Genomic DNA, 24,865 nt, shown 5'->3' with positions numbered 1-24,865 from the left:
GGGGTCCAGCTCGTCGATCTCGAGCCGCAGGCCGTCCGCCGGGTCCGGGCGGGGCTCAGGGCAGGCCGACGAGGATCCCGCCCGGCTCGGGGGCCGCGGCCAGCGCCCCGGCGAGCGCGTCCAGCCCGGTCCGCCGGGTGACCAGCCGGCCCGGGTCGAGCCGCCCGTCGGCGACGAGTGCCATCAGCTCCGGGTAGTCCGCGGCGGCCATGCCGTGGCTGCCGGTGACGGTCAGCTCGTGCGCGATCATCAGCGGCACCGGCACCACCGGCTCCCGGGCGAGCAGGCCGATCTGTACCAGCGTCCCCTGCCTGCGCAGCGACCGGACGCCGAGGTCCAGGGTGTCCGCGCGGCCCGCGGCCTCCACCGCGAGGCGGGCGCCGCCGTCGCCGACGGCCCCGCGCACCGCGTCCGGGCCGTCCGCGGTGTCCACCGCCGCGACCGCGCCCAGCTCGACCGCCCGGGCCCGCGCCGCGGGCGAGGGGTCCGCGACGACCGCCTCGGCACCCAGCGCCGACGCGATCAGCACCGCGGCCAGCCCGACCCCGCCCGCCCCGAGCACGAGGACCCGCTCGCCGGCCTCCAGCCCGCCGCGCCCGACCAGCGCCCGGTGCGCGGTGGCGACCCGGCAGCCGAGCAGCGCGGCCCCGGCGGCGTCGGCGTCGTCGGGGACCGGCACCAGGTTGTGGTCGGCGTGGTGCAGCGCGACGAGCTCGGCGAAGGACCCGTCGTGGGTGAACCCGGGCTGCTGCTGGTGCGGGCAGACCTGCGCGCGGCCCGCCCGGCAGTCCGGGCAGACCCCGCAGCCGCAGACGAACGGCGTCGTGACCCGGTCACCGGCCCGGAACCGGGTGACCCCGGCGCCGGTCGCGACCACGTGCCCGACCAGCTCGTGGCCGGGCACGTGGGGGAGCGTCACGTCACCGTCGTGCCCGGCCCAGGCGAACCGGTCGCTGGCGCACAGCCCGGTCGCCTCCACCCGCACGACCACCCCACCCACGGGCGGGGTGGGATCCGGCAGGTCCACGACCTCGGGCGGTGCGCCGAACGCGGTGATCCGTACTGCTCGCATGGGGGTGATCCTCTCAGGCCCGATATGCTCGCCGTCCGAGGGAAAGGGGTGGTGCGGTGTACGCCGCGATCCTGTTCGACATGGACGGCACGCTGGTGGAGTCCGACGAGGCGGTCGCCCGCTCCTGGGCGGCCTGGGCGCGCGAGTACGGCGTCGCCGGGGCGGACCTGGTCCGCGTCGCGCACGGGGTGCCCAGCGACGGCACGATCCGGCTGCTGCGCCCGGACCTGTCCGGTGCGGCACTCGACGCCGCCGCGACCCGCCAGCTGGAGCTGCAGTACGACGACCTCGACGACGTCGGCGCGCTGCCCGGGGCACACGCCCTGCTCGCCGCCCTCGACGCGGCGCGGGTCCCGTGGGCCGTCGTGACCAGCGCCGACCGGCGGCTCGCCGCGGCCCGCCTCGGCGCCGCCGGGATCGACGCGCCGGTGCTCGTCGCCCGCGACGACGTGCGGCACGGCAAGCCGGACCCGGAGGGCTACCGCGCCGCCGCGGCCGCGCTCGGGGTGGACCCGGCCGCCTGCCTGGTCGTGGAGGACGCCGAGGCCGGGCTCGCCGCCGGCCGGGCCGCCGGCGCGGCGACCGCGGCGCTGCGGGGCCTCGACGGGGACCTGCGCCCCGCCGGCCTGCCGGAGCTGACGGCCCTGCTGGGGCTCGCCGACGCGGTCAGACCGGCCGGGTCATGACGACCAGACCCGGGCCGGGATCGCCGTCGGCGACGAACCCGGTCCGGACGTAGAAGGCGATCGCCCGGGCGTTGCCCGGCTCCACCTTCAGCGACAGCGTGGCCGAGCCCAGCTCGCGCGCGGCCGCGACGACGGCGTCGACGAGCGCGTCGGCCAGCCCGGTCCCGCGCGCGTCGGGATGGACCCACATGCCGTAGAGCTGCCCGTCGCCGTCGTCACCGGTCCGCCAGCAGGCGGTGCCGACCGGCCGGTCGCCGTCGAAGGCGCCGAAGCGGACGTGCTCGGCCAGGACCGCCCGCCAGGCGGCCGGTTCCATGGCCGCCTGCTCGCGGTAGAAGTCGCTGTCCTCACCGAAGCCGTCCCGTACCGAGGCGAGCCGGGCCGCGCGGGCCGGCTCCCAGTCGTCGGGCCCGAAGCGCCGCACCTGCAGTTGCACGGCGTGACGCTAGCGCGGAACCGGTAGCCGTCACGATGTCGACAACCGGCGGATGTGATCAGTCGGTCGTCGTGCCGCCGGGGCCGTAGTGCCGGGGGGTGAACACGACGGTCGCGCCGCCGCGCTCGACCGCACGGGTCGTCGACGAGCCGACCACCACCAGCGTGCGCATGTCGACCTGCTCCGGGTCCAGCTCGCCCAGGGTGGTGACGACGATCCGCTGCCCGGCACCGCCGACGTCGCGGCCCAGCACCACCGGGGTCTCCGGTGCACGGTGCTCCAGCAGCACGTCACGGGCCGCGCCGACCTGCCACGGCCGGGCCTTCGAGCGCGGGTTGTAGATCGCGATCGCCAGGTCCGCCGCGGCCACGGCACGCAGCCGGTCCGCGACCACGTCCCACGGCTTGAGCCGGTCCGACAACGAGATCAGGGCGTGGTCGTGCCCCAGCGGGGCACCGACGGCGGCCGCCACGGCCTGCGCCGCGGACATGCCGGGCAGCACCCGGACCGGGACGTCGTGGTACTTCGGCTCCGCGGCCACCTCCAGCACCGCGGTGGCCATCGCGAACACCCCCGGGTCCCCGGCGGAGACGACGGCGACCCGCCGCCCCGAGGCGGCCAGGTCCAGCGCGTGCGCCGCCCGCTCGGACTCGACCTTGTTGTCCGAGGCGTGCCGGGTCTGACGCGGGTTCGGCGGCACCCGGTCCAGGTAGGGGCCGTAGCCGACGAGGTCGTCCACCTCCGACAGGGCGCGGGCGACCTGCGGGGTCAGCCAGTCCCGCCCGGCGGGACCGGTCCCGACCACGACGACCTCACCCGGCCCGCGCACCGACCGCTCCTCGGCCGTCGCGCCGCCGGGCTCCGCGACGGACGCGACGGCCTCCTCGGGCACCGAGGCGGCGACCTCGCCGGGGACCAGGGCGATCGCGAAGTAGGGCACGTCCGAGGGGTCCACGTCGGACAGCGCGCCGGTCCGCTGGCCCTCCATCGTGGCCCGCTCGACGTAGCGGGCCCGGTCGAGCACGCCGGCGTCGGCCATCGCCCCGCGGACCGTGGTGAAGGTGCGCCCGAGCTTCATCACCGCCGCCGAGTCGGTGCCCGCGAGCCGCCGCGCCAGCTCCTCGCGGGGCAGCGTGCCCGGCAGCACGGTGAGCACCTCGTCGCGCTCCACCAGCGGCTGCCCGATCGCCGCGGCGGCGCCGCTGATCGAGGTGACGCCCGGGACGACCTCGGTCGGGTAGCGCCCGGCCAGCCGCTTGTGCATGTGCATGTAGGAGCCGTAGAAGAGCGGGTCGCCCTCGGCGAGCAGCACGACGTCGCGGCCTGCGTCGAGGTGCGCGGCGAGCCGGGCGGCGGCCTCGGTGTAGAACGCGTCGATCGCGCCCTGGTAGCCGCCAGGGTGGTCGGTGGCCTCGGTGGTGACCGGGTAGACCAGCGCCTCCTCGATCGCGGTGCCCGACAGGTGCGGCTCGGCGATCCGGCGCGCGATGGAGCGCCCGTGCCGGGCGGAGTGGTAGGCGATGACGTCGGCGTCGCGGACGAGCCGGGCGGCCTTGATCGTCGTCAGCTCCGGGTCGCCGGGGCCGAGCCCGACGCCGTACAGGGTGCCGGTCACGCGATGATCTCCTGTTCGTGGGCCAGCGCGTTCAGCGCCGCCGCGGTGATCGCCGACCCGCCACGACGGCCGTGGACGACGAGGTGCTCCAGGTCGGTCCGCTCGGCGAGGGCGGCCTTGGACTCGGCGGCGCCGATGAACCCCACCGGGATGCCGATGATCGCGGCCGGGCGGGGGGCGTCGCCGCGGTCGATGAGGTCCAGCACGTGGAACAGCGCGGTCGGGGCGTTCCCGATCGCGAGCACCGCGCCCTCGAAGCGGTCGGCGAGCAGCTCCAGCGCGGCCGCGGACCGGGTGTTGCCGATCCGGCGCGCGTGGTCGGGCACCCGGGCGTCGCGCAGCAGGCAGAGCACCTCGTTGTCCGCGGGCAGCCGGGCGGCGGTCACCCCGGAGGCGACCATCATCGCGTCGCACAGGATCGGGGCACCGGCGCGCAGCGCGGCGCGGGCGGCCGCGACGACGCCGTCGGAGGCGGCGATGTCGTCGACGAGGTCGACCTGGCCGCAGGCGTGGATCATGCGGACGGCGATGTCGTCGACGCCGGGCGGGAGCCCGGAGAGGTCGGTCTCCGCGCGGATCGTCGCGAACGAGCGGCGGTAGATCTCGTTGCCGTCGGTGATGTAGTCGTACCCGCTCAGCGGAGCACTCCTGTTCTTCCGTCGATGCGATAGGTGTCCGCCCCGGTGGCGACGGCATCGATGTGCGGTGTGTGCGGGGCGCCGCAGCGGCGGGCGCATCCCACGACGTGCATCGGCCGGTCCGGGCCGCCGCGCCGGACCAGGCTCCGGGCGTCGGCGCGGACGTCGGCGAGGGACTTCGCGCAGCCCGGCGACCCGGCGCAGGCGCTGACCCGCAGCGCGGGGTGCCCCGGGTCGACGACGAGCCCCGCCGCCGCCAGCCGGGCCGCGGCACCGGGGGCGGGGGTGGGCAGGACGAGGGTGCGCCACGGGGTGACCAGCAGCTCCGGGGCCTCCTCGGCCAGCAGGTCCAGCTGCCCGGCCGACAGCTCCCCGAGCACCGGCGCCACCCCCAGCGCCCCGCTCCCCAGGGCCCCGACGAGCACCGGGCCGGGCGCCGCGGGCGTGGCGTCGGAGTCCCGGGGGCCCGCCGGACGCGACGGCCGGTGCCCGCGCAGCCGGGCCGGGATCCCGGTCGCGGCCCCGGGCAGCTCCGCGGCGCGCCAGGCCCGCGCGGAAGGGTCGGCGGTGTGGGCGGCCCGCAGGTCGAGGAACGCCGCGGCCGCGTCGAGCAGCAGTTCCGGAGCCTCGGCGGGGGGACAGGACAGGCCGGTCGCGGCGCCCGCCACGACCAGCTCGCCCCCGTCGGAGCCCCGCGCCCGCCAGCACAGGTCGGGACGCTCCGCGGCGACGTCGCCGCGGCCGTCGTCGAGGGCGAACAGGAACCGGCCGGGCAGCGCCGACAGCGCGGGGCGCGCGCACAGGCCGCGGTCGAGCGCGGTGGCCAGGCCACGGACGTCGGCGAGGCCGCCGTCGATCCCCGACAGCGGGGAGGCCAGCACGTTCCGGACCCGCTCGTGGGTCGTCGACGGCAGCAGCCCGGCCGCCGTCAGCCGCTCCACCGGGCGCGGGTCGGCCGGGTCGAGGCCGCGCAGCTGCAGGTTCCCGCGCGAGGTCAGGTGCACCGCGCCGTCCCCGGCGTCGCGGGCCAGCGCCGCGACCGCCCGCAGGCCCGCCGCGGTGACGGTCCCGCCGGGCAGCCGGACCCGCGCCAGGGCCCCGTCCGCCGCCGCGTGCGGTGAGACGACGCCGGGGCAGGCGTCGGCGCGGGTACGGGTGGTCGGCGACGGCACGCCGGACACTGTAGGCATCCGCGACGGGCGGGGGGACCCGTCGGGGCGGCGGTCACACCTCGTCAGGTGTTCAGGTCACGGCAGGTACCGGCGGGCACCGGAGTAGGTCGCGTCGAACCGCACCGGGGTCACCCGGACCGGGGTGGCCGCGTCGAAGGCCTCGATCATCGTGCCGTCGCCGGCGTACATCGCGACGTGCGTCGCGGGGGAGTTCCAGAACAGCAGGTCACCGGGCCGCAGGTCGGCGGGGTCGTCGACCGGGCGCCCGCCGCGGGACTGGTCGGAGGCGTCCCGCCCGACGGTGATCCCGTGCAGGGCGTAGGACAGCCCGGTCAGCCCCGAGCAGTCCGGGCCGAACCCGGAGCGCCCGCCCCACAGGTAGGGGCGGTCCAGGAACAGCCGCGCGGTCGTGACCAGACCCTCTCCGGTCGGGGAGGGCGGGGCCCCTCCGCGGAGCTCACCCGCCGCCAACCACGCCTGGCCGCCGCCGGGCAGCGCGACCCGGACCGCGTCGCCCGCCTCGCCGACGACCGGCAGCCGGGTGCCCACGCTGACCTCGCGCAGCCGCTCGGTGCGCGCCGCGTCGCGGTACAGCCAGGCCGTCGCGACGCCGTCGACGGTGCCGGTGGGCGCCCCCGCGGCGAGCGCGCCGAACGCGGGGTCGTCGACGAGCTGGACCGCGGGGACCCAGCCGGGGTAGCCGCGGCCGTCCTTGCCCGACGGCTGGCCGGGCACGACGACCCGCGCCCAGCCGTCGCGGCGCTCGGTCACGGTCACCGGGGCGCCGAGCAGCGCCTGGGTCTGGGTGCGCGAGGCGGTGGTGAGCTCGCGGCGGTCCGCGCTGCTCATCGACCCCATCCACGCGGCCGGGTCGGCCGGGGCGGCGACGGCGGCCCGGTCCCGCGGGCGCGGGCTGTCCGGGGAGGTCCACACGGTCGCGACCGACACGGCGACGAAGGTGTGCCCCGGTCCGTCGGCGGCCGCGGGCAGGGCGACCGCGGGCAGGACGGCGCAGCCGAGCACCGCGGCGAACAGGACGGACAGGACACGGGGCACGGCGGGGACTCTCGACAGCCGGGTGCGCCGGGGCAAGCAGCCACACCGCCGGGTCACCACGACGGGTGGAGTGGCCCCGCCCACACGGGTGGGTTCTGATGGTGCGGTGCGCCCCCACCGGATCACCGCGGCCGTCGTGACGGTGCTGGCCCTGCTCCTGGCCGGCTGCGGTGCGGGCTCGCGCACCCCGGCCGCGACGGCGACCCTCGTGCCGTGCGAGTTCCCGCCGCCCGCGCAGAGCCTCGACGTGCGGGTGCTGGCCTACAACTCCTCGGCCGTCGACCCGTTCACGAACACGATGGTCCGCAGCTGCTCGAGGAACGGCGTGACGCTGCGCCACGAGCCGATCGACTTCGCCGGGCAGACGCAGAAGACCATCGCGACGCTGTCCGGGCGCTACGGCACCTACGACATCGTCGAGACCTACGGGCTGGTCGTGCCGCAGTTCGCCGCGACCGGGAAGCTGCGCCCGCTCGACGACCTCGTCGCCCGGTACCGCGAGGAGTACGGCCTGGACCGGCTGAGCCCGGAGATGCTGGCGGCGCTGTCCTACGACGGGAAGCTCTACGGGCTGCCGACCATGGCCCAGCCGTTCACGCTCGTCTACCGCCGCGACGTGTTCGACCGGCTCGGCCTCGCCCCACCCCGCACCTTCGCCGAGCTGCGCGAGGTCGCGGCGCGGGTGCAGCGCGACGGCGGGATCCGCTACCCGCTGGCGCTGCCGCTGCTCGCGAGCGCCGACATCGCCACCGCCTACGACGCCGCGCTCGGCTCGCTCGGCACCGACTACGTCGACCGCGACACCGGCCGGCCGAACTTCACCACCCCGGCCGCGGCGCGGGCGTTCACCGAGCTGCGGTCGCTGCTGCCGTTCATGGACCCGCAGGTCACGACGTTCGCCCAGCCCGCGGTGCAGCAGCAGATGTACAACGGCTCGGCCGCGATCGCGATCATGTACAGCGGCCGGATGTTCGACCTGGTGCAGGAGCGCAACAGCCGCTTCTCCCGGGAGTTCGCGTTCGCCCCGCCGCCGTCGGTCGCCGGTGGCGACGTGCTCTACAACTCGCTGTCGGTCGACGGCTGGGCGATCCCGGCCAACACCGAGGTCGACCCGGACCTGCTGTTCCGGTTCCTGGCCGCGTCGGTGGGGCCCGAGTCGGCGCGCGCGGCGGTGCCCGCGGCGTTCCCGTCGCGGCTGGGCAGCGTGACGCCGGCGAGCAGCCCGTTCGCGCCGGCGCAGCTGGCGGCGCTGGGGAAGGCCCCGCCGCCCGAGCCGTTCCCGTGGACCTCGCGCATCTCGGTCGCGACGCGGCCGGTGGTGGCCGACGTGCTGGCCGGGCGGGTCTCCGTGGAGCAGGGGCAGCAGCGGATGCAGGACATCGCGACGGCGATCGTCGCCGAGTACCGGGAGGTGGGCTGAGGTGCGGCGACGCGAGTTCCTGGGGCTGGTCTCGCCCAGCCTCCTGGTGATGCTGGGGCTGCTGGTCTATCCGCTGGTGACGACGGTGCGGTGGAGCCTGCAACGGGTGACCTACGGCGAGCCGGGGGTGTTCGTCGGGCTCGGCAACTACACCGAGGCGCTGACCGACCCCCGGTTCGGCCGGGCGGTGCTGTTCACCGTGGGCCTGACCGCGGTCGTCGTGACGGTGCTGCTGGTCGTCGGCTACCTGCTGGCGGTCGTGGTGAACGGGCTGGGCCGGGCCCGGCCCTGGGTGCTCGGGGTGCTGCTGGTGTCCTACGTGGTGCCGCACGTGGTCGGGGCGACGATGTTCTCCTGGCTGTTCGACCCGAACTTCGGCGGCGTCGCCGACCTGGTGGTGTCCCGGCTGACCGGGGCCGAGGTGCTCTGGTTCACCGACCCGTGGGCGAACCGGGTGCTGGTCGCGCTGAACACGGTGTGGTTCATGCTGCCGTTCGCGATGCTGGTGATCCTGGCCGGGCTCCAGGCGGTGCCCGGCGACGTCGTGGAGGCGGCCCGGATCGACGGTGCGCGCGGCTGGCGGGTGCACTGGCACGTGGTGATCCCGAGCATCCGCGGGGTGCTGACCTTCGTCGCGATCATCTCGATCATGGATCTGCTGCGGACCTTCGACCAGCTGATCCCGCTGTCGCCGCAGGCCACGCAGATCGGCAACGAGTCGATCATGCTCTACGTCTACGACATCGCGTTCGCCGACGGCGGGCAGCAGCTGGGGCTGGGCAGCGCGGTGAACGTGCTGCTCATCGCGCTGATCGTGGTGCTGCTGCTGCCGTTCCTGCGGGACACCGCGCGCGAGGCCCGCCGGTGAGCGCCGCCGCGGACGGTGCCCGGCTGCGCGGCACGGTGGTGGGGGTGCTGCTCGTCGCCGTCTGCCTGGTCATGCTCTCGCCGGTGCTGTGGACGGCGGCGTCGGTGACCAAGCCGACCGACGTCGCGTTCCTCGACCCGCCGGTGTTCACCTGGACCCCGACGGCGACGGCCGTCGTCGACCTGTGGCAGACCACGGAGTTCTACCGCTACCTGCTCAACACCGCGGTGGTGGCGGTGGTCAGCACCGCGGTGGCGCTGCTCATCGGCCTTCCGGCGGCGTACGCGTTGTCCCGGTCCGGGGGGCGGGTGTCGATCGCGCTGCTGGTCGCGGCGCTGGTGTTCCGCGCGCTGCCCCGGACGGCCGTGGTGCTGCCGATGTACGAGCTCTCCCGGGCGCTGGGCATCTACGACACCCGGATCGCGCTGGCGGCGGCGCTCGTCGCGATCAACCAGCCGTTCTCGATCTGGCTGCTGCGCAACTTCTTCGCCCAGATCCCGCGGGAGCTCGACGAGGCCGCGATGCTCGACGGCTGCACCCGGACCCAGGTGCTGTGGCGGGTGCTCGTGCCCCTGATGGGGCCGGGGATCCTGACCGCGGGGATCTTCATGTTCCTGTTCGCCTTCCAGGAGTACCTGACGGCGGCGGTGCTGACCGACGTCGTCGCGCGCACGGTGCCGGTGTTCGTCGCGACGCAGCTCGGGCAGAACCTGCCCCTGCTCCAGCAGGCCGGGGCGGCGGCGGTCCTGCTGACCCTGCCGGTGATCGGGTTCGCGTTCATCGCCCAGCGCTACCTGGTCGCCGGGCTCGGCGCGGGGTCGGTGAAGGGGTGAGGCGCATCGACCGCTTCGACGGCTGGATCTCCGGCCTGGGCACGACCTCGGGCCGCCGGATCGTCGTGGGCCACTGGCCGGACACGCCGCTGGGGTCGTTCACCGATGTCATGACCGAGTCCGCCGACGGGCACCGCACCCTGCTCGCCCCGAGCGAGGAGGTCGCCGCGTTCGTCGCGGCCACCTACACCTTCGACGAGGTCCGGATCGTGCCGGTGACCCACACCGCCCACGACGACCGGCGCCGGGTCGTCGCCGGTCCGCTGCAGGTCAGCTGGCGGGTCGGCGGGCGCCCGCCGCTCGGCCGGCTCCTGCGCGCGGTCCCCGGTGCGCTCGCGGTGCACCCGTGGTGGCTGCGGGCGATCGACCCGTTCGCCCGGCGGGTGCTGCCCGGGGTGCGGACCGTCGGCACCGCGGGCAACGGCCGTCGCGAGTACTACGGGGCCCGTGACCTGCACCGGGTCCTCGCCGCCTCGGCCCGCTGGGACGACGGCGACTGCGGCGCGCTCGCCCCGGTCGCACCGCCGGTCCGGTTCGGGTTCGGCTCGGCGCCCGCCACGCCGTCGCACGTGCGGATCACCACCCTGGTCGAGCGCTCCTTGACGTGACCGGTGGCCGCCACCGATGGTGGCTCACGACAACCGAAGACGGCGAGCGGGAACCAGGAAGCCGGTGCGAGTCCGGCGCGGTCCCGCCACTGTGACCCCCTGGCCGCTGCAAGGGGGAGCCAGACACTGCGCCCGCCCGCCGCGCCGCCCCACCCGGGACGAGGAATCCCGAGGAAGGTACGTCGATGACGCGCGCCCACACCGCCCCCGGAGCCGTCCGGTGATCCTGCTGCTGTCCACCTCGGACACCGACCTCCTCTCGGCCCGGTCCTCGGGCGCGGACTACCGCCTCGCGAACCCGAACCGGGTCACCCACGACGAGCTCGCGGAGATGGCCGACGCCGCCGCCGTCGTCGTCGTCCGCGTCCTCGGCGGGTACCGCTACTTCGAGGAGGGGCTGGACCTGCTGCGGGCCCGCGCGACGCCGCTGGTCTGCCTGGGCGGGGAGATGGCCCCGGACGCGGAGATGATGGAGCTGTCCTCGGTGCCCGCGGGCGTCGCGGCCGAGGCCCACACCTACCTGGCCCAGGGCGGCACCGAGAACCTGGCGCAGCTGCACGCGTTCCTCTCCGACACGGTGCTGCTCACCGGCGAGGGCTTCGCGCCGCCGGTGGAGCTGCCCGAGTGGGGCGAGCTGTCGCTGCCCGACACGGAGGTCGACGGGCCGACGGTGGCGGTGCTGTTCTACCGCGCCCAGTTCCTGGCCGGGAACACCCGCTACATCGAGGCGCTCTGCGAGCAGATCGCGGCGAAGGGCGCCCGCGCGCTGCCGTTCTGGTGCGCGTCGCTGCGCCAGGCCCCGGCCGCGCTCCTGGAGCGGCTGCGCGAGGCCGATGCCATGGTCGTCACCGTGCTCGCCGCGGGCGGCACCAAGCCCGCGAGCGCCCAGGCCGGCGGTGAGGACGAGGAGTGGGACGTCACCGAGCTGGCCGCGCTCGACGTCCCGATCCTGCAGGGCCTGTGCCTGACCAGCTCCCGCGCCACCTGGGAGGCCAACGACGACGGGATGTCCCCGCTCGACGTCGCCACCCAGGTCGCCGTGCCGGAGTTCGACGGCCGGCTGATCACCGTCCCGTTCTCGTTCAAGGAGACCGACGCCGACGGCCTGTCGGTCTACGTCCCCGACGACGAGCGGGCCGCCCGGGTCGCCGGGATCGCGGTGAAGCACGCGACGCTGCGCCGCGTCCCGAACGCCGACAAGAAGATCGTGCTGATGCTGTCGGCGTACCCGACCAAGCACGCGCGGATCGGCAACGCGGTCGGGCTGGACACGCCGGCGTCGACGGTGGCGCTGCTGCGGACGATGGCCGCGGCGGGCTACGCGGTCGCCACCGAGGGCGAGGCGGCGTTCCCGGGCGTCGAGGCCGGCGACGGCGACGCGCTCATGCACGCCCTGATCGAGGCCGGCGGGCAGGACCCGGACTGGCTGACCGAGGACAAGCTCGCCGGCAACCCGGTCCGGATCTCCGCCGCGACGTACCGCAGCTGGTTCGACACGCTGCCCGAGGACTTCCGGTCCGGGGTCGAGGAGCACTGGGGCGAGGCGCCGGGCGAGCACTACGTCGACCGCTCGCAGAACCCGGACGGCGACATCGTCGTCGCAGCGCTGCGCCGCGGCAACGTCACGCTGATCGTGCAGCCGCCCCGCGGGTTCGGGGAGAACCCGGTCGCGATCTACCACGACCCGGACCTGCCGCCGTCGCACCACTACCTGGGCGCCTACCGCTGGCTGGCCGCGCCCGAGTCTGAGGGCGGGTTCGGTGCGCACGCGATCGTGCACATCGGCAAGCACGGCAACCTGGAGTGGCTGCCCGGCAAGACGCTGGGCATGTCGGCCTCCTGCGGCACCGACGCCGTCCTCGGCGACCTGCCGCTGGTCTACCCGTTCCTCGTCAACGACCCGGGGGAGGGCACCCAGGCCAAGCGCCGGGCGCACGCCACCCTGGTCGACCACCTCATCCCGCCGATGGCGCGCGCCGAGTCCTACGGCGACATCGCCCGGCTGGAGCAGCTGCTCGACGAGCACGCCAACATCTCCGCACTCGACCCGGCGAAGCTGCCCGCGATCCGCCAGCAGATCTGGACGCTGATGACCGCGGCCCAGATGCACCAGGACCTCGGGCTGGAGCAGCGCCCCGACGAGGACGTCTTCGACGACATGCTGATGCACGTCGACGGCTGGCTCTGCGAGATCAAGGACGTCCAGATCCGCGACGGCCTGCACGTGCTCGCCCAGGCACCGGCCGGGGAGCAGCGCGTCGACCTGGTCCTCGCGGTGCTGCGCGCCCGGCAGATGTGGGGCGGCGAGCAGTCCGTGCCGGGTCTGCGCCAGGCGCTCGGCCTGGTCGAGGACGGCTCGGAGACCAACACCCGCACCGACACCGTCGAGCGGGTCGCCCGCGCGCTGGTCGCCGGGATGGAGGCCCGCGGGTGGGACTCCTCGGCGGCACCGGAGGTCGTCGCCGGGGCCGAGGCGCTGCCGGGCGCGGACCTGTCCGCCGTCGAGGCCGTGCTGCGCTTCGCCGCCGACGAGGTCGTGCCCCGGCTCGACGCCACCGCGCACGAGCTGGACCGGGTGCTGCACGCCCTCGACGGCGGGTTCATCCCGGCCGGCCCGTCCGGTTCGCCGTTGCGGGGGCTGGTCAACGTGCTCCCGACCGGGCGGAACTTCTACTCGGTCGACCCGAAGGCCGTCCCGTCGAAGCTGGCCTGGGAGACCGGGCAGGCGATGGCCGAGTCGCTGGTCGAGCGCTACCGGGCCGACCACGGCGAGTACCCGCGCAGCGTCGGCCTGTCGGTGTGGGGGACCAGCGCGATGCGGACCTCCGGCGACGACGTCGCCGAGGTGTTCGCCCTGCTCGGCGTCCGCCCGGTGTGGGACGACGCGAGCCGTCGCGTGCGCAGCCTGGAGGTCATCGACCTCGCCGAGCTCGGCCGACCGCGCGTCGACGTCACGGTCCGGATCTCCGGGTTCTTCCGCGACGCGTTCCCGCACGTCCTGGCCCTGCTCGACGACGCGGTGAAGCTGGTCTCCGAGCTCGACGAGACCCCGGAGCAGAACTACGTCCGCGCCCACGTCGACGCCGACCGCGAGCGCACCGGCGACGACCGCCGCGCCCGCACCCGGATCTTCGGCTCCAAGCCGGGCACCTACGGCGCCGGGCTGCTCCAGCTCGTCGACTCCCGCGACTGGCGCGGCGACGCCGACCTCGCCGAGGTCTACTCCACCTGGGGCGGCTACGCCTACGGCCGCGGCCTCGACGGCGTCCCCGCGCGGGACGACATGGAGAACGCCTACCGGCGGATCGCGGTGGCGGCGAAGAACATCGACACCCGCGAGCACGACATCGCCGACTCCGACGACTACTACCAGTACCACGGCGGCATGGTCGCCACGGTGCGCGCGCTGACCGGTACCGCGCCGGCCGCCTACGTCGGGGACTCGACCCGTCCGGAGGCGGTGCGCACCCGCAGCCTGCACGAGGAGACCGCCCGGGTCTTCCGTGCCCGCGTGGTCAACCCGCGCTGGATCGCCGCGATGCGCCGGCACGGCTACAAGGGCGCGTTCGAGATGGCCGCGACCGTCGACTACCTGTTCGGCTGGGACGCCACCACCGGCGTCATCGCGGACTGGCAGTACGAGACGCTGACCGCCGAGTACGTGCTGGACCCGGACAACCGGAAGTTCCTCGCCGAGTCCAACCCGTGGGCGCTGCACGGCATGGCCGAGCGGCTGCTGGAGGCCGTCGACCGCGGTCTCTGGGAGAGCCCGGAGAAGGCGACCCTGGACGCGCTGCGGCAGGCCTACCTGGAGTCCGAGGGCGACATCGAGGGCGACGGCTGAGCCGCGGGACCCTCCGGCCTTGACACCGATGGTTTCCCAGGAACATATTTCCTGGGAAACCATCGGTCGACCGTCGCCAGCCCCGGAGGACCCCCGTGCCCGACCCCGAGCCCACCGCCCGGCCCCGCTACGGCCGCGACGAGCCCTACGAGGTCTTCGAGATCGACGACCTGACGCTCGACTGCGGGCGGACGCTGCGCCCGGCCCGGATCGCCTACCGCACCTACGGCGAGCTGAACGCGGCGAAGGACAACGCCATCGTCTACCCGACCTGGTACTCCGGGCGGCACTGGGACAACGAGTGGCTGATCGGTGAGGGATGGCGCTCGACCCGGACCGCTGGTTCGTCATCGTGCCGAACATGCTGGGCAACGGGCTGTCCACCTCGCCGTCGAACGCCCCGGTGCCGCACGACGGCCCGTCGTTCCCGCCGATCCGGGTGCGCGACAACGTCGAGGCCCAGTACCGGCTCGTCACCGAGCACTTCGGGATCCGCACCCTGTCGCTGGTGCTCGGGTGGTCGATGGGCGCGGGCCAGACCTACCAGTGGGCGGTCAGCCACCCCGAGATGGTGCAGCGCATCCTGCCGTTCTGCGGGTCGCCGCGGACCGCGCCGCACAACCAGGTGTTCCTCGACTCGCTGCGTGCCGCGCTCATGGCCGCGGTCGGGTTCGACGGCGGCCGCTACACGGTCCCGCCGGCGCAGGGGCTGCGCGCGTTCGCCCGGATCTACGCCGGCTGGGGCTTCTCCCAGGCGTTCTACCTGGAGGAGGAGTGGCGCCGGCTGGGCAACACCTCGCTGGAGGACTTCGTCGTCGACTTCTGGGAGGGCTTCTTCCTCGACGGTCGTGACCCGAACAACCTGCTGACCATGCTCGACACCTGGTGGCACGGCGACGTCGGCGCGACCCCGGGCGCCGGCTCGACCGAGGAGGCGCTGGCCTCGATCCGGGCGACGGCGATCGTGATGCCCGCGGAGAAGGACCTGTACTTCCCGCCCGAGGACGAGGCCTGGGCGGTGTCGCACATGCGGGACGGCACCGAGCTGCGGGTGATCCCCGGGGTGTGGGGGCACTTCGCCGGCGGCGGGAAGAACCCGTTCGACACGGCCTTCATCGACGCCGCGGTCGCCGAGCTGCTCGCCCGCCCGTCCGGGATCTGAGGCCGGGGCTCAGGGCTCTGGCACCCGCGTCCGCGACGCGGTCAGCGCACCGGCGACCGCGGGCACCGCGACCACGACCAGCAGCACCGGCAGCGCGACGGCCGGTGACACCAGCGCCACCAGCAGCGCGCCGCCCAGGCCGACGAACGCCGCCGTCGCGAGCTGGTCGAGCAGCTGCGCCGCCGAGGAGTGCGAGCCGACGTCGTGGGCGTCGGAGTGGGCGAGGGTCAGGTAGGCGATCGCGGAGAACGCCACGCCCATCCCGAGCCCCGACACGCCCCAGAACCCGACGGCGAGCCAGCCCGGCAGCAGCCCCGCGGCGACCGGGACCAGCGCGACCTGGCCCGCGGCGATCGTCGCGAACCCGGCGCGCAGCATCACCGAGCGGTCGGCGTCGGGCCGTCGGGCCTGCCAGGCGGCGGCCGCCGACCAGCCCAGCGACGCGACGATCAGCGGCGTCCCGGCGGCGGTCAGCGACCAGCCGTGCGTCGCGGTGAGCACCAGCGGCAGGAACGACACGACCGGGAAGAACGCCGCGGCGACCAGGCCACGGGCCGCGACGACCGCGGCGATGCCCGGGCGCGCGAGGACGGTCCCGCGGGGCAGCAGCCTGCGCAGCGAGGGCACCAGCACCACGACGGCGACGACGCCGGCCACCGCGCCGCCGGGGTCGAGGTTCTCCAGCGCCCAGCTCAGCCCGGCGACACCGACCGCGGCACCGAGCGCCGCGGGCACCAGGCCCGCCCCGTGGCCGCCCGTCGCCGGTCCGGCGGGCGGTCGCAGGACGCGCACCACCGGGGCGATCAGCACCAGGGCCAGCCCCACCACCGGCAGCAGCCCCAGGAAGACCCAGTGCCAGGACAGGCGCTCGGTCACCAGCCCGGCCAGCGGGGGACCGACGAGCGCGGGCAGCACCCACGCCGAGGAGATCAGCCCGAACACCACCGGGCGCTGCCGCGAGGGGTACACCTCGGCGACGAGCACGTACACCGCGACGCCCTGGGCCCCCGCGCCCAGTCCCTGCAGGACCCGGCCGGCGAGGAGCCCGGTCATCGTCGTCGCGAACCCGGCGACCAGCAGGCCCGCCCCGAACAGGACCGGCGCGGCGACGAGCGGCACCCGGGGGCCCCGGACGTCGCACCAGCGGCCGCCGGCGACGGTGCCGAAGACCGCCGCGGCCAGGAACAGCACGAACGGCCAGGCGTAGCAGGCGACCCCGCCCAGGTCGGCGACGACGGCGGGCATCGCGGTCCCCACGCCCATCGCCTCGAACGCGGTCAGGCTGATCAGCAGCAGGATCCCGACGGTCGTCGGCGCGCGGCCCTGGGACCAGACACCCGCCCCGTCCGTCCGCGCCTCGACCACGGCGCCACCCTGCTCCCTGAACCCCAGTGCAGGTCAAGTCGATTCAGTGATCACCTTTCGTGATCAACAAACACGCTCCGTGTTTCCGGCTCGCGCAATCGGGTATACCGCGCTATGACCGACATCACAACGATCATCGTCGTCGCCGTGGTGGTGATCGTCGTCGCCATACTCGCCGTGGTCGCCGCGACGATGCTGCGCCGTCGTCGCTCCGCCGAGCTCCGTGACCAGTTCGGACCCGAGTACGAGCGCACCGTGCGCGACGCGGACGACCCCCGCGACGCGGAGAAGGAGCTCGCCGAGCGCCGCAAGCGCCACGACGCGCTGACCTTGCGATCCCTCGACCCGCAGGAGCGTGACGGCTACCGCCGCCGGTGGCAGCAGGTGCAGGAGGGCTTCGTCGACGACCCGTCCCGGGCGGTGCACGACGCCGACGCGCTCGTCGCCGACGTCATGGCGGCCCGCGGGTACCCCGCCGAGGACGTCGACCGCCGCGAGGAGGACCTGTCCGTCGCCTACCCGGTCGTCACGCAGCGCTACCGCGAGGCACGGGCGATCTCCCGTGAGCACTCCGCCGGGCGAGCTGGGACCGAGGACCTCCGGCACGCGGTGACGAGCTACCGCGCACTGATCGACGCCCTGCTCGACGACGGCGACGGCACCGGTTCCGGCGGCCGTCCCGAGAACGACGGCCGCCACCGCCAGGGCGGACCGGACCAGGACACCCGACGGGAGACCACGGCATGAGCGAGCACCAGGGCAGCAGCAAGGCGGCCCGACTGGCCGACTCGATCAAGGACGCGTTCACCGGCCGCAGCGAGGACGAGCGCGACGCCGGCTGGGAGCGCCGCGAGGCGGCGGGCACCGCAGAGCAGGACGCGGGCGTCCCGGGTCAGCGCCACGGCGACCCGGACGCCCCGCCGCTGGCGGGCCCCGGGGCCGGGCCGGGGGACGCCCCCGGCGGACGACTGGCCGAGGACCGTACGGCCGGCGGGGACCCGCGGGCCGCGCGTGCCGGTGACCCCGGTGGCGACCCGCGTGCCGGTGACCCCCGCAGTGCCGACCCCCGCGGCGCCGACCCGCTCGGCGCCGACCCGGGTGCCGGTGGGCCCCGCGGCGCGGACCCCCGGGACGGCGACCCGCGCGGTGGAGACCTCCGAGGTGGGGACCCGCGGGGTGGGGACCCGCGGGGCGGCGACCTGCGCGGTGGCGACATGGCGGGCGGGGACCCGCGTGGTGCCGACCCGCGCGCCGGTGACCTCGCCGGTGGTGCCCCACGGACCGGCGATCCGCGTGCGGGCGATCTGCCGGGTGGTGACCCGCGCGGTGCCGATCCCCGTGGCGGGCACCTGCCCGGCGGCGACCCCCACGGCGGCCCGGGCGCACCGGGTGCCGACCCCCGCGACGCCGGCCCGGCCGGACGACGCGACACGCTCGGTGACCCCGCGGCGGCGGGCGGCCGGGGACCGGCCGACGCGGGCGGGGTCCCGCCCGGCGGCGGTGTCGGGACCGGCGCACCGGGGACCGGCGCACCGCCCCGCGACGCGGCGCCCGGCTCCGCGGGCGGCGCCGGGACCACCCCGGCCGCAGGCGGGACCGCGGCCGGCGTGGCCGCCGCGGCGACCACCCGTGGCGCACCCGTCCGGGAGGACGGCGCGACCGGCGGCCGTCACCACGACGCGACACCGGACCGCGGGCACGACGACCTGCGCGACCCCGGTGACCCGCGGGGCGGCGCGACCGGACCGGGGGCCGACCCGGCGGCGACCGACCCCGCCACCGGCGGCTCGTCGCTGCTCCCGGCCGACCGGGCCCGCGAGTACCAGGACCGCTGGTCGACGCTGAAGGGCGAGTTCGTCGACGAGCCCCGCCGCGCCGTCCACGGGGCGAACGCGCTGGTGGGGGAGATCCTCGACGAGATGGAGTCGCTGTTCCGTCGTCAGCGCGACGACCTGGAGGCCCAGTTCTCCCGCGACGACGCCTCGACCGAGGACCTGCGCCAGGCGCTCACCCGCTACCGCGAGTTCTTCGACCGCCTGCTGTCCCTCTAGCGCCCCCGAACCCGCGCCGCACGGCTCCGGCCGTGCCGCGCGGGTTCGGCGCCGTGCCGCGTGCGTTCCGGTCGCGCCGCAACGGTGCCGACCGCGTCGCACAGGTTCCGGCAGCGCCGCACAGGTACGCGGTGCGCCGCACGGGTTCCTCCCTGTGCGGCGCATCCGGAACCTGTGCGGCGTCCGGCTGCGCGGGTCGTGCCGCCGGACCGGGTCGCAGGAGCGAGCCCGGCCACGCCCGCCGGGGCTCAGCCCAGGGCGGGGACGATCGCCTCGACCAGGTGCGGGCCCGGCTCGGCCTGCGCCCGCCGCAGCGCGTCGAGCAGTCCCTCGGTGGTGGTGACCCGCTCGGCGGGCACCCCGAGCCCGGTCGCCAGTGCGGTGAAGTCCGGCGTCGGGTCGGACAGGTCCAGCATCCGGCCCGCCCGCCCGGAGTGCGCCGCCTCCCCGGCCCCGGTGCGGGCCAGCTCCACCCGCAGGATCGAGTACGCCGCGTTGTTGATCAGCACGACGGTGACGTCGAGCCGTTCGCGGGCCATCGTCCACAGCGCCTGGGCGGTGTAGAGCGCGCTGCCGTCGGCCTGCACCGCCACCACCGGACGGTCCGGCGCGGCGACCGCGGCACCCACCGCGGCGGGCAGCCCCATCCCGATCGCACCGCCGGTCAGCGCGATCTGGGTGTGCCGCGGCGCGGTCTGCAACGACATCGCCAGCGACGCCGCCGCCGTCAGCGCCTCGTCGACCACGATCGCGTCCTGCGGCAGCGTCGCGGCGACGGCGGCGCACAGCCCCCGCACGTCGAGCGCGCCCGGCGCGGGCTCCGGCGCCTCGTGCGGGGCGAGCGCGGGAGCCGCGTCGCCGGCGACGACGTCGGCGAGGGCCTCCAGCGCGGCCGTCGCGTCGGTCGCCGGGTCGGCGAGCCCCACCACGGCGGCACCCTCGGGCACCAGGTCCCCGGGCACGCCCGGGTAGCCGAAGAACGACACCGGCGACCGCGCCCCGGCCAGCACCAGCGACGACGTGCCGTCCAGCTGCTCGATCGCCTGCTCGGCGAAGTAGGCGAGCTTGTCGATGCGGGTCCGGCCGGCGCCGGTCTCCCAGCACCGGGGGAAGGTCTCGACCAGCAGCCGGGCCCCGGTGGCCGCGGCGATCCGCCCGGCGGCGTCGACGCCCGCCGCGCTCAGTGCGGGCCCGCCCAGCAGCAGCGTCGCGCCGGGCGCGCGGACGGCGTCGGCGGCCGCGGCGACCCGCGAGGGGTCCGGCGGGAACGGTCCGGCGACCGGCAGCGGCGGGGCGGGCGACGCGCCCTCCGACCAGGACACGTCGGCCGGCAGCACCAGCGTCGCGACCTGCCCGCCGCGCTCGCCGGTCGCGGCGAGGGCGCGCATCGCGTCGGCGGCGACGTCGCGCACGTCGCCGCTGGTGTGCACCCACCCGGACACGGTCCGCGCCACCGCGGTGATGTCGGACTCCAGCGGCGCGTCGAAGCGGACGTGGTCGGTCGCGTGCCCGCCGACCACGCACAGCAGCGGCGTCCCGGCCCGGCGCGCGTTGTGCAGGTTCGCCAGCCCGTTGCCCAGCCCCGGCCCGAGGTGCAGCAGCACCGCCGCCGGCTTCCCGGCGATGCGCGCGTAGGCGTCGGCGGCGCCGGTCGCGACGCCCTCGAACAGGGCCAGCACCCCGCGCATCTCCGGCACCGCGTCGAGCGCCTGCACGAAGTGCATCTCCGAGGTCCCCGGGTTCATGAAGCACACGTCGACACCGGCCGCGGTGAGCGACCCGACCAGCGCCTCGGCGCCCCTCACGACCGGTTCCCGATCTCTACGGTCCACATGGTCGGTGAGTCCACACGATGTGACGCGTGCCCGCAGGACCCGGGTTCGAGTTGCGGCCCGCAGCGCCAGGACGCGGAATGAGGGACTGTGAGCGACGACCGCACCGCGCCCGAGGCGTACACCCCCGACCCGCGACGCTGGCGGGCGCTGTCGGTCTGCCTGGTCGCCGGGTTCATGAGCCTGCTCGACGTCAGCATCGTCAACGTCGCGCTGCCGGCCATGCAGGCCGGTCTGCGGGCCTCGGCCGCGCAGCTGTCGTGGATCGTGTCCGGCTACGCGCTCACCTTCGGTCTCGTCCTGGTCGCCGCCGGCCGTCTCGGCGACGACCGCGGCCGCCGTCGCATGTTCGTCACCGGCCTCGCCCTGTTCACCCTGACCAGCGCGGTCGCCGGGTTCGCGCCGAACCCGGAGGTGCTCGTCGCGGTCCGGCTGGTGCAGGGCGTCGCGGCCGGGCTGCTGTCCCCGCAGGTCGTCGGGTTCATCCAGGACCTGTTCCGCGGCCCGGAGCGGGGCTCCGCGTTCGGCATGTTCGGCGCCGTCGTCGGGATCTCCACCGCGGTCGGCCCGCTGCTCGGCGGGCTGCTGCTGGCCTGGGCCGGCGACGCCGACGGCTGGCGCTGGGTCTTCTTCGTCAACATCCCGATCGGCGTCGCGGCGCTGGTCGCGGCGTTCCGGCTGCTGCCCGCCGACACCGTGACCACGGGGGAGCGGCGCCCGCTGGACCTGGGCGGCTCGGTGCTGCTCGGCGTCGCCGTCGTCGCGCTGATGCTGCCGCTGGTGCTCGCCGAGCGGGACCCGGCGTCGGCGCCGTGGTGGTTGGTCGCGGTCTCGGTCGCGGCACTGGTGGCGTTCGTGGCCTGGGAGCGGCGGGCCAAGCGCGTCCACGGCCACCCGCTGATCGACTTCGCGCTGCTGCGGACCCGCAGCTACGCCGTCGGCACCACGCTCGGCTCGATCTACTTCGCCGGGTTCACCTCGATCTTCTTCGTGCTCACCCTCTACCTGCAGAACGGGCTGGGCTACACCCCGCTGCAGACCGGCCTCACGCTCACGGCGTTCGCGCTCGGGTCCGCGGTCACCTCCGCGCTCAGCGGGCGCCTGGTGGCCCGGTTCGGGCAGCCGATGATCGTCGTCGGGCTGGCGACGGTGATGGTCGGGCTCGGCGTCACCGACCTCGTCCTGGCCGCGACCGCGCACAGCCCGTGGACCGGGCTCGCGATCGCCGGGCCGCTGCTGCTCGCCGGGGCGGGCGGCGGGCTGGTGATCGCACCGAACCAGACCCTCGCGCTGTCGGAGATCCCGCACACCTCCGGCGGCACCGCGGGCGGGGTGCTGCAGACCGGGCAGCGGATCGGGACGGCAATCGGGCTGTCCGCGGTCGGCGCGGTGTTCTTCGGCAGGCTCACCGCGTCCGGCGGGGACTGGGCGGACGCCATCTCGCACGGCCTGCTGATCACCGTCGGGCTGGTGGCGCTGGCCCTCGTGCTCGGGATCACCGACCTGGTCGCGGCCCGGCGCACCCGCGGACGGGGCACGCCGGTGACCGCGACCGGCGGACGGTAGGGGTCAGGTCCGGGCGACGACGCCGGCGTCGTCGCGCAGCCCGGACCGGAGCGTCTCGGTCATCAGCCACGAGCAGACCATCGACACCAGCGCGATCCCGACGACGTAGCCGGCGACGGCGTAGAGCGACCCGGTCAGCGCGACGAGCGCGGTGCACAGCAGCGGCGCGAGGCCGCCCAGGATCGACGCGATCTGGTAGGCCAGCGACGCCCCCGAGTACCGCATGCTGGTGGAGAACTGCTCGGCGAAGAACGCCGACTGCGGCCCGTACACCGCCGAGCGCGCCACCTGCACGACCAGCCCGCCCAGCAGGAACAGCCAGATGCTGCCGGTCGACACGAGCCAGAAGTACGGCACCGCGAACACCGCGAGCAGCGCCATCCCGCCGACGAACATCGGACGCCGCCCGATCCGGTCCGACAGCAGCCCGAACGCCATGATCAGCGGGATGTCCGACAGCGACAGCACCGAGTTCGCCGCGAGGATCGTCGTGCGGTCGTAGGACAGGGACTGCGTCGCGTAGGTGACCAGCCAGACCGAGGAGACGTAGAACGTCGAGTTCGTCGCGAGGAACGACCCGGCGGCGAGCAGGATCTCCTTCGGATAGGTGCGCAGCGCCTCCAGCACCGGCATCCGGTTCGCGGCCTTCTCGTCCATCGCCTTCCGGAACACCGGCGACTCGTGGACGCCGAGCCGGATCCACATCCCGACCCCGATCAGCGCGATGCTGGCGAGGAACGGCACCCGCCAGCCCCACGCCAGGAACTGCTCGTCGGTGAGCGTCGCGGACAGCACCGCGAACGTCGCCGTCCCCAGCACCAGGCCGAGCGGCACACCGACCTGCGGCCAGCTGCCGTAGAACCCGCGCCGGTGCGACGGGGCGTGCTCGACGGCCATCAGCGCCGCACCGCCCCACTCGCCGCCGACGCCGAACCCCTGCAGGAACCGCAGCGTCACCAGCAGGACCGGAGCCCAGACGCCGAGCGTGTCGTAGCCGGGCAGCAGGCCCATCCCGACGGTCGCCGCGCCCATCAGGAGCAGCGAGTAGACGAGCATCGGTTTCCGGCCGACCCGGTCGCCGAAGTGCGCGAACACCGCCCCGCCGAGCGGGCGGGCGATGAACCCGACGGCGAACGCGCCGAACGCGGACAGGGTGCCGGTGACGGGGTCGACCGACGGGAAGAACACCTGGTTGAACACCAGGGCCGCGGCCGTGCCGAAGATGAAGAAGTCGTACCACTCGATGGTGGTGCCGACCAGGCTGGCGGTGGCGACCTTCCGGGAGGACCGGAGTGCGGGTCCCGGCGACGCCGGCGGGACGGTGGAGGACATGCGCCCTGACGCTAAGGGGTCGTCCGATTCGTGTCGAGACGCACGAGTGGTCCGGTCGGCCGGCGTTCAGGCCCGGGTGCGACGGGGGGAGAGCACCCCCGCGACGAGCACCACGACCAGCCCGGCCACCGGGACGACCAGCAGCCCGACCCGCAGCGACGTCGCGTCGGCGACCAGCCCGACCACCGGCGGTGACACCAGGAACCCCACCCGCATCAGCCAGGTGACGATCGTCAGCCCGGTCCCCGGCGCCAGCCCCGGCAGGTGGTCGGCGGCGGTCATCGCGGCCGGGACGAGCGTCGCCACCCCGAACCCGGCGAGACCGAACCCGGCGACGGTCCCGGGCACCGTCGGGAACGCCAGCGCGAGCCCCATCCCGGCGAGCACCAGCCCGCCGCCGGCGCGGGCCACCGCGCGCTGGCCGAACCGGTCGACCATCCGGTCACCGATCAGCCTGCCGACGAACTGGCAGCCCTGCAGCGCCACGAACCCGAGCCCGGCGACGGCAGCACCGGCCCCGAGCCCCTGCAGGTACACCGCCGCCCAGGTCGCGCCGGAGTCCTCGACCAGGGTGCCGGAGATCGCGACCAGCCCGAACACGGCGAGCAGCGCCACGGTGCGGGGGCCGAGCCCGGTCCAGGGCCGCCGCGGCGGTGCACCGTCGGCCGCGTCGGGGGCCGGGCGGTCGTCGCCGTCGGCGCCGCGCAGCAGCAGCGGGTACACCGCGACCGCGATCACCACCGACAGCAGCGACGACACCCCCAGGTGCACCGGCAGCGCCAGCCCGATCCCGGCGGCGGCCGAGCCCATCAGACCGCCCGCGACCGCCCCGACCGACCAGAGCGCGTGGAACCCGTTGAGGATCGACCGGCCGTAGCGGCGCTGCACCCGCAGCCCGTGCGCGTTCTGCGCGACGTCGACGACGGCGTCGGACGCCCCGACCAGCAGCATCGCCGTGGCGAACAGCGCCCAGGACGGCGCGAACCCCACCAGCACGACGCCGAGCGCGATCACCGCCATCCCGAACGAGGCCACCTTCGCCGAGGTGAACCGGGCGATGAGCGGGCCCGCGGTCAGCCCGGCCAGCAGCGCCGCGAACGGCATCGCGGCCACCGCGAGCCCGAGCTGGGTGTTGGACAGGCCGAGGTCGGCCTTGATCTGCGGGAAGCGGGGCAGCAGGTTGGCGTAGACCAGGCCGTTGGTGAGGAAGACCAGGGCCACCGCCGCCCGGGCCCGTCGTTCCGTCCGGCCCGCCTCGACTGCCACCACGGGCCCATCATGCGGGACCGGCCGGGCACCGGCGGGCCGC

At 75.5% G+C, this 24,865-nt stretch carries 20 protein-coding genes and 1 riboswitch; of the genes, 10 read left to right on the top strand and 10 right to left on the bottom strand.

The window, feature by feature from the left end; genetic code table 11:
• Positions 1-55: 55 nt before the first annotated feature.
• Positions 56-1,072 (bottom strand): alcohol dehydrogenase catalytic domain-containing protein, encoded by a 1,017-nt coding sequence (locus tag KPL60_RS09200; protein WP_226365545.1) that lies wholly within the window; start codon positions 1,070-1,072, stop codon positions 56-58.
• Positions 1,073-1,128: 56 nt separating this feature from the next.
• Here KPL60_RS09200 and KPL60_RS09195 point away from each other — a divergent pair, with 56 nt between their 5' ends.
• Complete coding sequence (locus tag KPL60_RS09195; protein WP_226365544.1) at positions 1,129-1,758, top strand: HAD-IA family hydrolase; 630 nt, start codon at positions 1,129-1,131, stop codon at positions 1,756-1,758.
• On the opposite strand, the gene KPL60_RS09190 is transcribed toward KPL60_RS09195, so the two are convergent.
• The 5 genes from KPL60_RS09190 to KPL60_RS09170 form a co-directional block, all read right to left on the bottom strand.
• On the bottom strand, positions 1,739-2,194 hold the full coding sequence (locus tag KPL60_RS09190; protein WP_100880341.1) for a GNAT family N-acetyltransferase: 456 nt from the start codon (positions 2,192-2,194) through the stop codon (positions 1,739-1,741). The two genes, KPL60_RS09195 and KPL60_RS09190, sit on opposite strands and share 20 nt — an antisense overlap.
• Positions 2,195-2,252: 58 nt before the next feature.
• Positions 2,253-3,809, bottom strand: coding sequence for a precorrin-2 C(20)-methyltransferase (locus tag KPL60_RS09185; RefSeq protein WP_226365543.1), 1,557 nt, complete (start codon positions 3,807-3,809; stop codon positions 2,253-2,255).
• Positions 3,806-4,447 carry a precorrin-8X methylmutase gene (locus KPL60_RS09180; protein ID WP_062404674.1) on the bottom strand — a complete coding sequence of 214 codons (642 nt, stop codon included), beginning with the start codon at positions 4,445-4,447 and terminating at the stop codon, positions 3,806-3,808. The genes KPL60_RS09185 and KPL60_RS09180 overlap by 4 nt, the downstream gene beginning before the upstream one ends.
• Positions 4,444-5,619: a nitrite/sulfite reductase gene (locus tag KPL60_RS09175; protein WP_226365542.1), complete on the bottom strand. Its 1,176-nt coding sequence runs from the start codon at positions 5,617-5,619 to the stop codon at positions 4,444-4,446. The genes KPL60_RS09180 and KPL60_RS09175 overlap by 4 nt, the downstream gene beginning before the upstream one ends.
• Positions 5,620-5,694: 75 nt before the next feature.
• Positions 5,695-6,675 (bottom strand): NlpC/P60 family protein, encoded by a 981-nt coding sequence (locus tag KPL60_RS09170; RefSeq protein WP_226356409.1) that lies wholly within the window; start codon positions 6,673-6,675, stop codon positions 5,695-5,697.
• Positions 6,676-6,781: 106 nt separating this feature from the next.
• On the opposite strand from KPL60_RS09170, the gene KPL60_RS09165 reads away from it, so the two are divergent.
• The 6 genes from KPL60_RS09165 to KPL60_RS09140 all read left to right on the top strand — a co-directional run bounded on the left by KPL60_RS09165 (position 6,782) and on the right by KPL60_RS09140 (position 15,410).
• Complete coding sequence (locus KPL60_RS09165) at positions 6,782-8,095, top strand: extracellular solute-binding protein (protein WP_226356410.1); 1,314 nt, start codon at positions 6,782-6,784, stop codon at positions 8,093-8,095.
• Between the two features lies 1 nt (position 8,096).
• Complete coding sequence (locus tag KPL60_RS09160) at positions 8,097-8,963, top strand: carbohydrate ABC transporter permease (protein ID WP_226365541.1); 867 nt, start codon at positions 8,097-8,099, stop codon at positions 8,961-8,963.
• Positions 8,960-9,796 (top strand): carbohydrate ABC transporter permease, encoded by an 837-nt coding sequence (locus tag KPL60_RS09155; protein WP_226365540.1) that lies wholly within the window; start codon positions 8,960-8,962, stop codon positions 9,794-9,796. Before KPL60_RS09160 ends, KPL60_RS09155 begins: the two co-directional genes overlap by 4 nt.
• The gene (locus KPL60_RS09150) at positions 9,793-10,404 is read left to right on the top strand and encodes a hypothetical protein (protein WP_226365539.1); all 612 of its coding nucleotides are present in this window, start codon (positions 9,793-9,795) and stop codon (positions 10,402-10,404) included. The genes KPL60_RS09155 and KPL60_RS09150 overlap by 4 nt, the downstream gene beginning before the upstream one ends.
• A 50-nt stretch (positions 10,405-10,454) precedes the next feature.
• A riboswitch (cobalamin riboswitch) is annotated at positions 10,455-10,533 on the top strand.
• Positions 10,534-10,624: 91 nt separating this feature from the next.
• A complete protein-coding gene (gene cobN / locus KPL60_RS09145; RefSeq protein ID WP_226365538.1) occupies positions 10,625-14,248 on the top strand; it encodes a cobaltochelatase subunit CobN in 3,624 nt (1,207 codons plus the stop codon).
• Between the two features lie 319 nt (positions 14,249-14,567).
• On the top strand, positions 14,568-15,410 hold the full coding sequence (locus tag KPL60_RS09140; RefSeq protein WP_308016711.1) for an alpha/beta fold hydrolase: 843 nt from the start codon (positions 14,568-14,570) through the stop codon (positions 15,408-15,410).
• A gap of 9 nt (positions 15,411-15,419) precedes the next feature.
• On the opposite strand, the gene KPL60_RS09135 is transcribed toward KPL60_RS09140, so the two are convergent.
• Entirely contained in the window at positions 15,420-16,775 is a 1,356-nt protein-coding gene (locus KPL60_RS09135) for an MFS transporter (protein ID WP_226365537.1), read from the bottom strand.
• Between the two features lie 114 nt (positions 16,776-16,889).
• Between KPL60_RS09135 and KPL60_RS09130 the strand changes: the two genes are divergently transcribed.
• Together KPL60_RS09130 and KPL60_RS09125 are read left to right on the top strand one after the other, a co-directional pair.
• Entirely contained in the window at positions 16,890-17,522 is a 633-nt protein-coding gene (locus KPL60_RS09130) for a hypothetical protein (protein WP_226356427.1), read from the top strand.
• A complete protein-coding gene (locus KPL60_RS09125; protein ID WP_226365536.1) occupies positions 17,519-18,826 on the top strand; it encodes a hypothetical protein in 1,308 nt (435 codons plus the stop codon). The genes KPL60_RS09130 and KPL60_RS09125 overlap by 4 nt, the downstream gene beginning before the upstream one ends.
• Positions 18,827-19,074: 248 nt before the next feature.
• On the opposite strand, the gene KPL60_RS09120 is transcribed toward KPL60_RS09125, so the two are convergent.
• The gene (locus tag KPL60_RS09120) at positions 19,075-20,631 is read right to left on the bottom strand and encodes an acetolactate synthase large subunit (RefSeq protein ID WP_226356429.1); all 1,557 of its coding nucleotides are present in this window, start codon (positions 20,629-20,631) and stop codon (positions 19,075-19,077) included.
• A 117-nt stretch (positions 20,632-20,748) separates the two neighbouring features.
• Between KPL60_RS09120 and KPL60_RS09115 the strand changes: the two genes are divergently transcribed.
• Complete coding sequence (locus KPL60_RS09115) at positions 20,749-22,224, top strand: MFS transporter (protein WP_226356430.1); 1,476 nt, start codon at positions 20,749-20,751, stop codon at positions 22,222-22,224.
• Between the two features lie 3 nt (positions 22,225-22,227).
• Here the strand turns inward: KPL60_RS09115 and KPL60_RS09110 are convergent, their stop codons facing one another.
• Both KPL60_RS09110 and KPL60_RS09105 read right to left on the bottom strand, forming a co-directional pair.
• Positions 22,228-23,556 (bottom strand): MFS transporter, encoded by a 1,329-nt coding sequence (locus KPL60_RS09110; RefSeq protein ID WP_226356431.1) that lies wholly within the window; start codon positions 23,554-23,556, stop codon positions 22,228-22,230.
• Positions 23,557-23,622: 66 nt separating this feature from the next.
• The gene (locus tag KPL60_RS09105; RefSeq protein ID WP_226356432.1) at positions 23,623-24,825 is read right to left on the bottom strand and encodes an MFS transporter; all 1,203 of its coding nucleotides are present in this window, start codon (positions 24,823-24,825) and stop codon (positions 23,623-23,625) included.
• Between the last annotated feature and the right edge of the window lie 40 nt (positions 24,826-24,865).

This window comes from Pseudonocardia sp. ICBG162 (genome assembly GCF_020496225.1).
Lineage (GTDB): Bacteria > Actinomycetota > Actinomycetes > Mycobacteriales > Pseudonocardiaceae > Pseudonocardia > Pseudonocardia alni.
Note: the sequence above shows the minus strand (reverse complement) of the source record. Positions and strands in the feature narration are given on the sequence as shown.

Bases quoted from the DNA above. Each gene is read 5' to 3' on its own strand.
- KPL60_RS09140 (WP_308016711.1), top strand. From the start codon at position 14,568: ATGGCGCTCGACCCGGACCGCTGGTTCGTCATCGTGCCGAACATGCTG.
- KPL60_RS09130 (WP_226356427.1), top strand. From the start codon at position 16,890: ATGACCGACATCACAACGATCATCGTCGTCGCCGTGGTGGTGATCGTC.
- KPL60_RS09110 (WP_226356431.1), bottom strand. From the start codon at position 23,556: ATGTCCTCCACCGTCCCGCCGGCGTCGCCGGGACCCGCACTCCGGTCC.
- KPL60_RS09200 (WP_226365545.1), bottom strand. From the start codon at position 1,072: ATGCGAGCAGTACGGATCACCGCGTTCGGCGCACCGCCCGAGGTCGTG.
- KPL60_RS09125 (WP_226365536.1), top strand. From the start codon at position 17,519: ATGAGCGAGCACCAGGGCAGCAGCAAGGCGGCCCGACTGGCCGACTCG.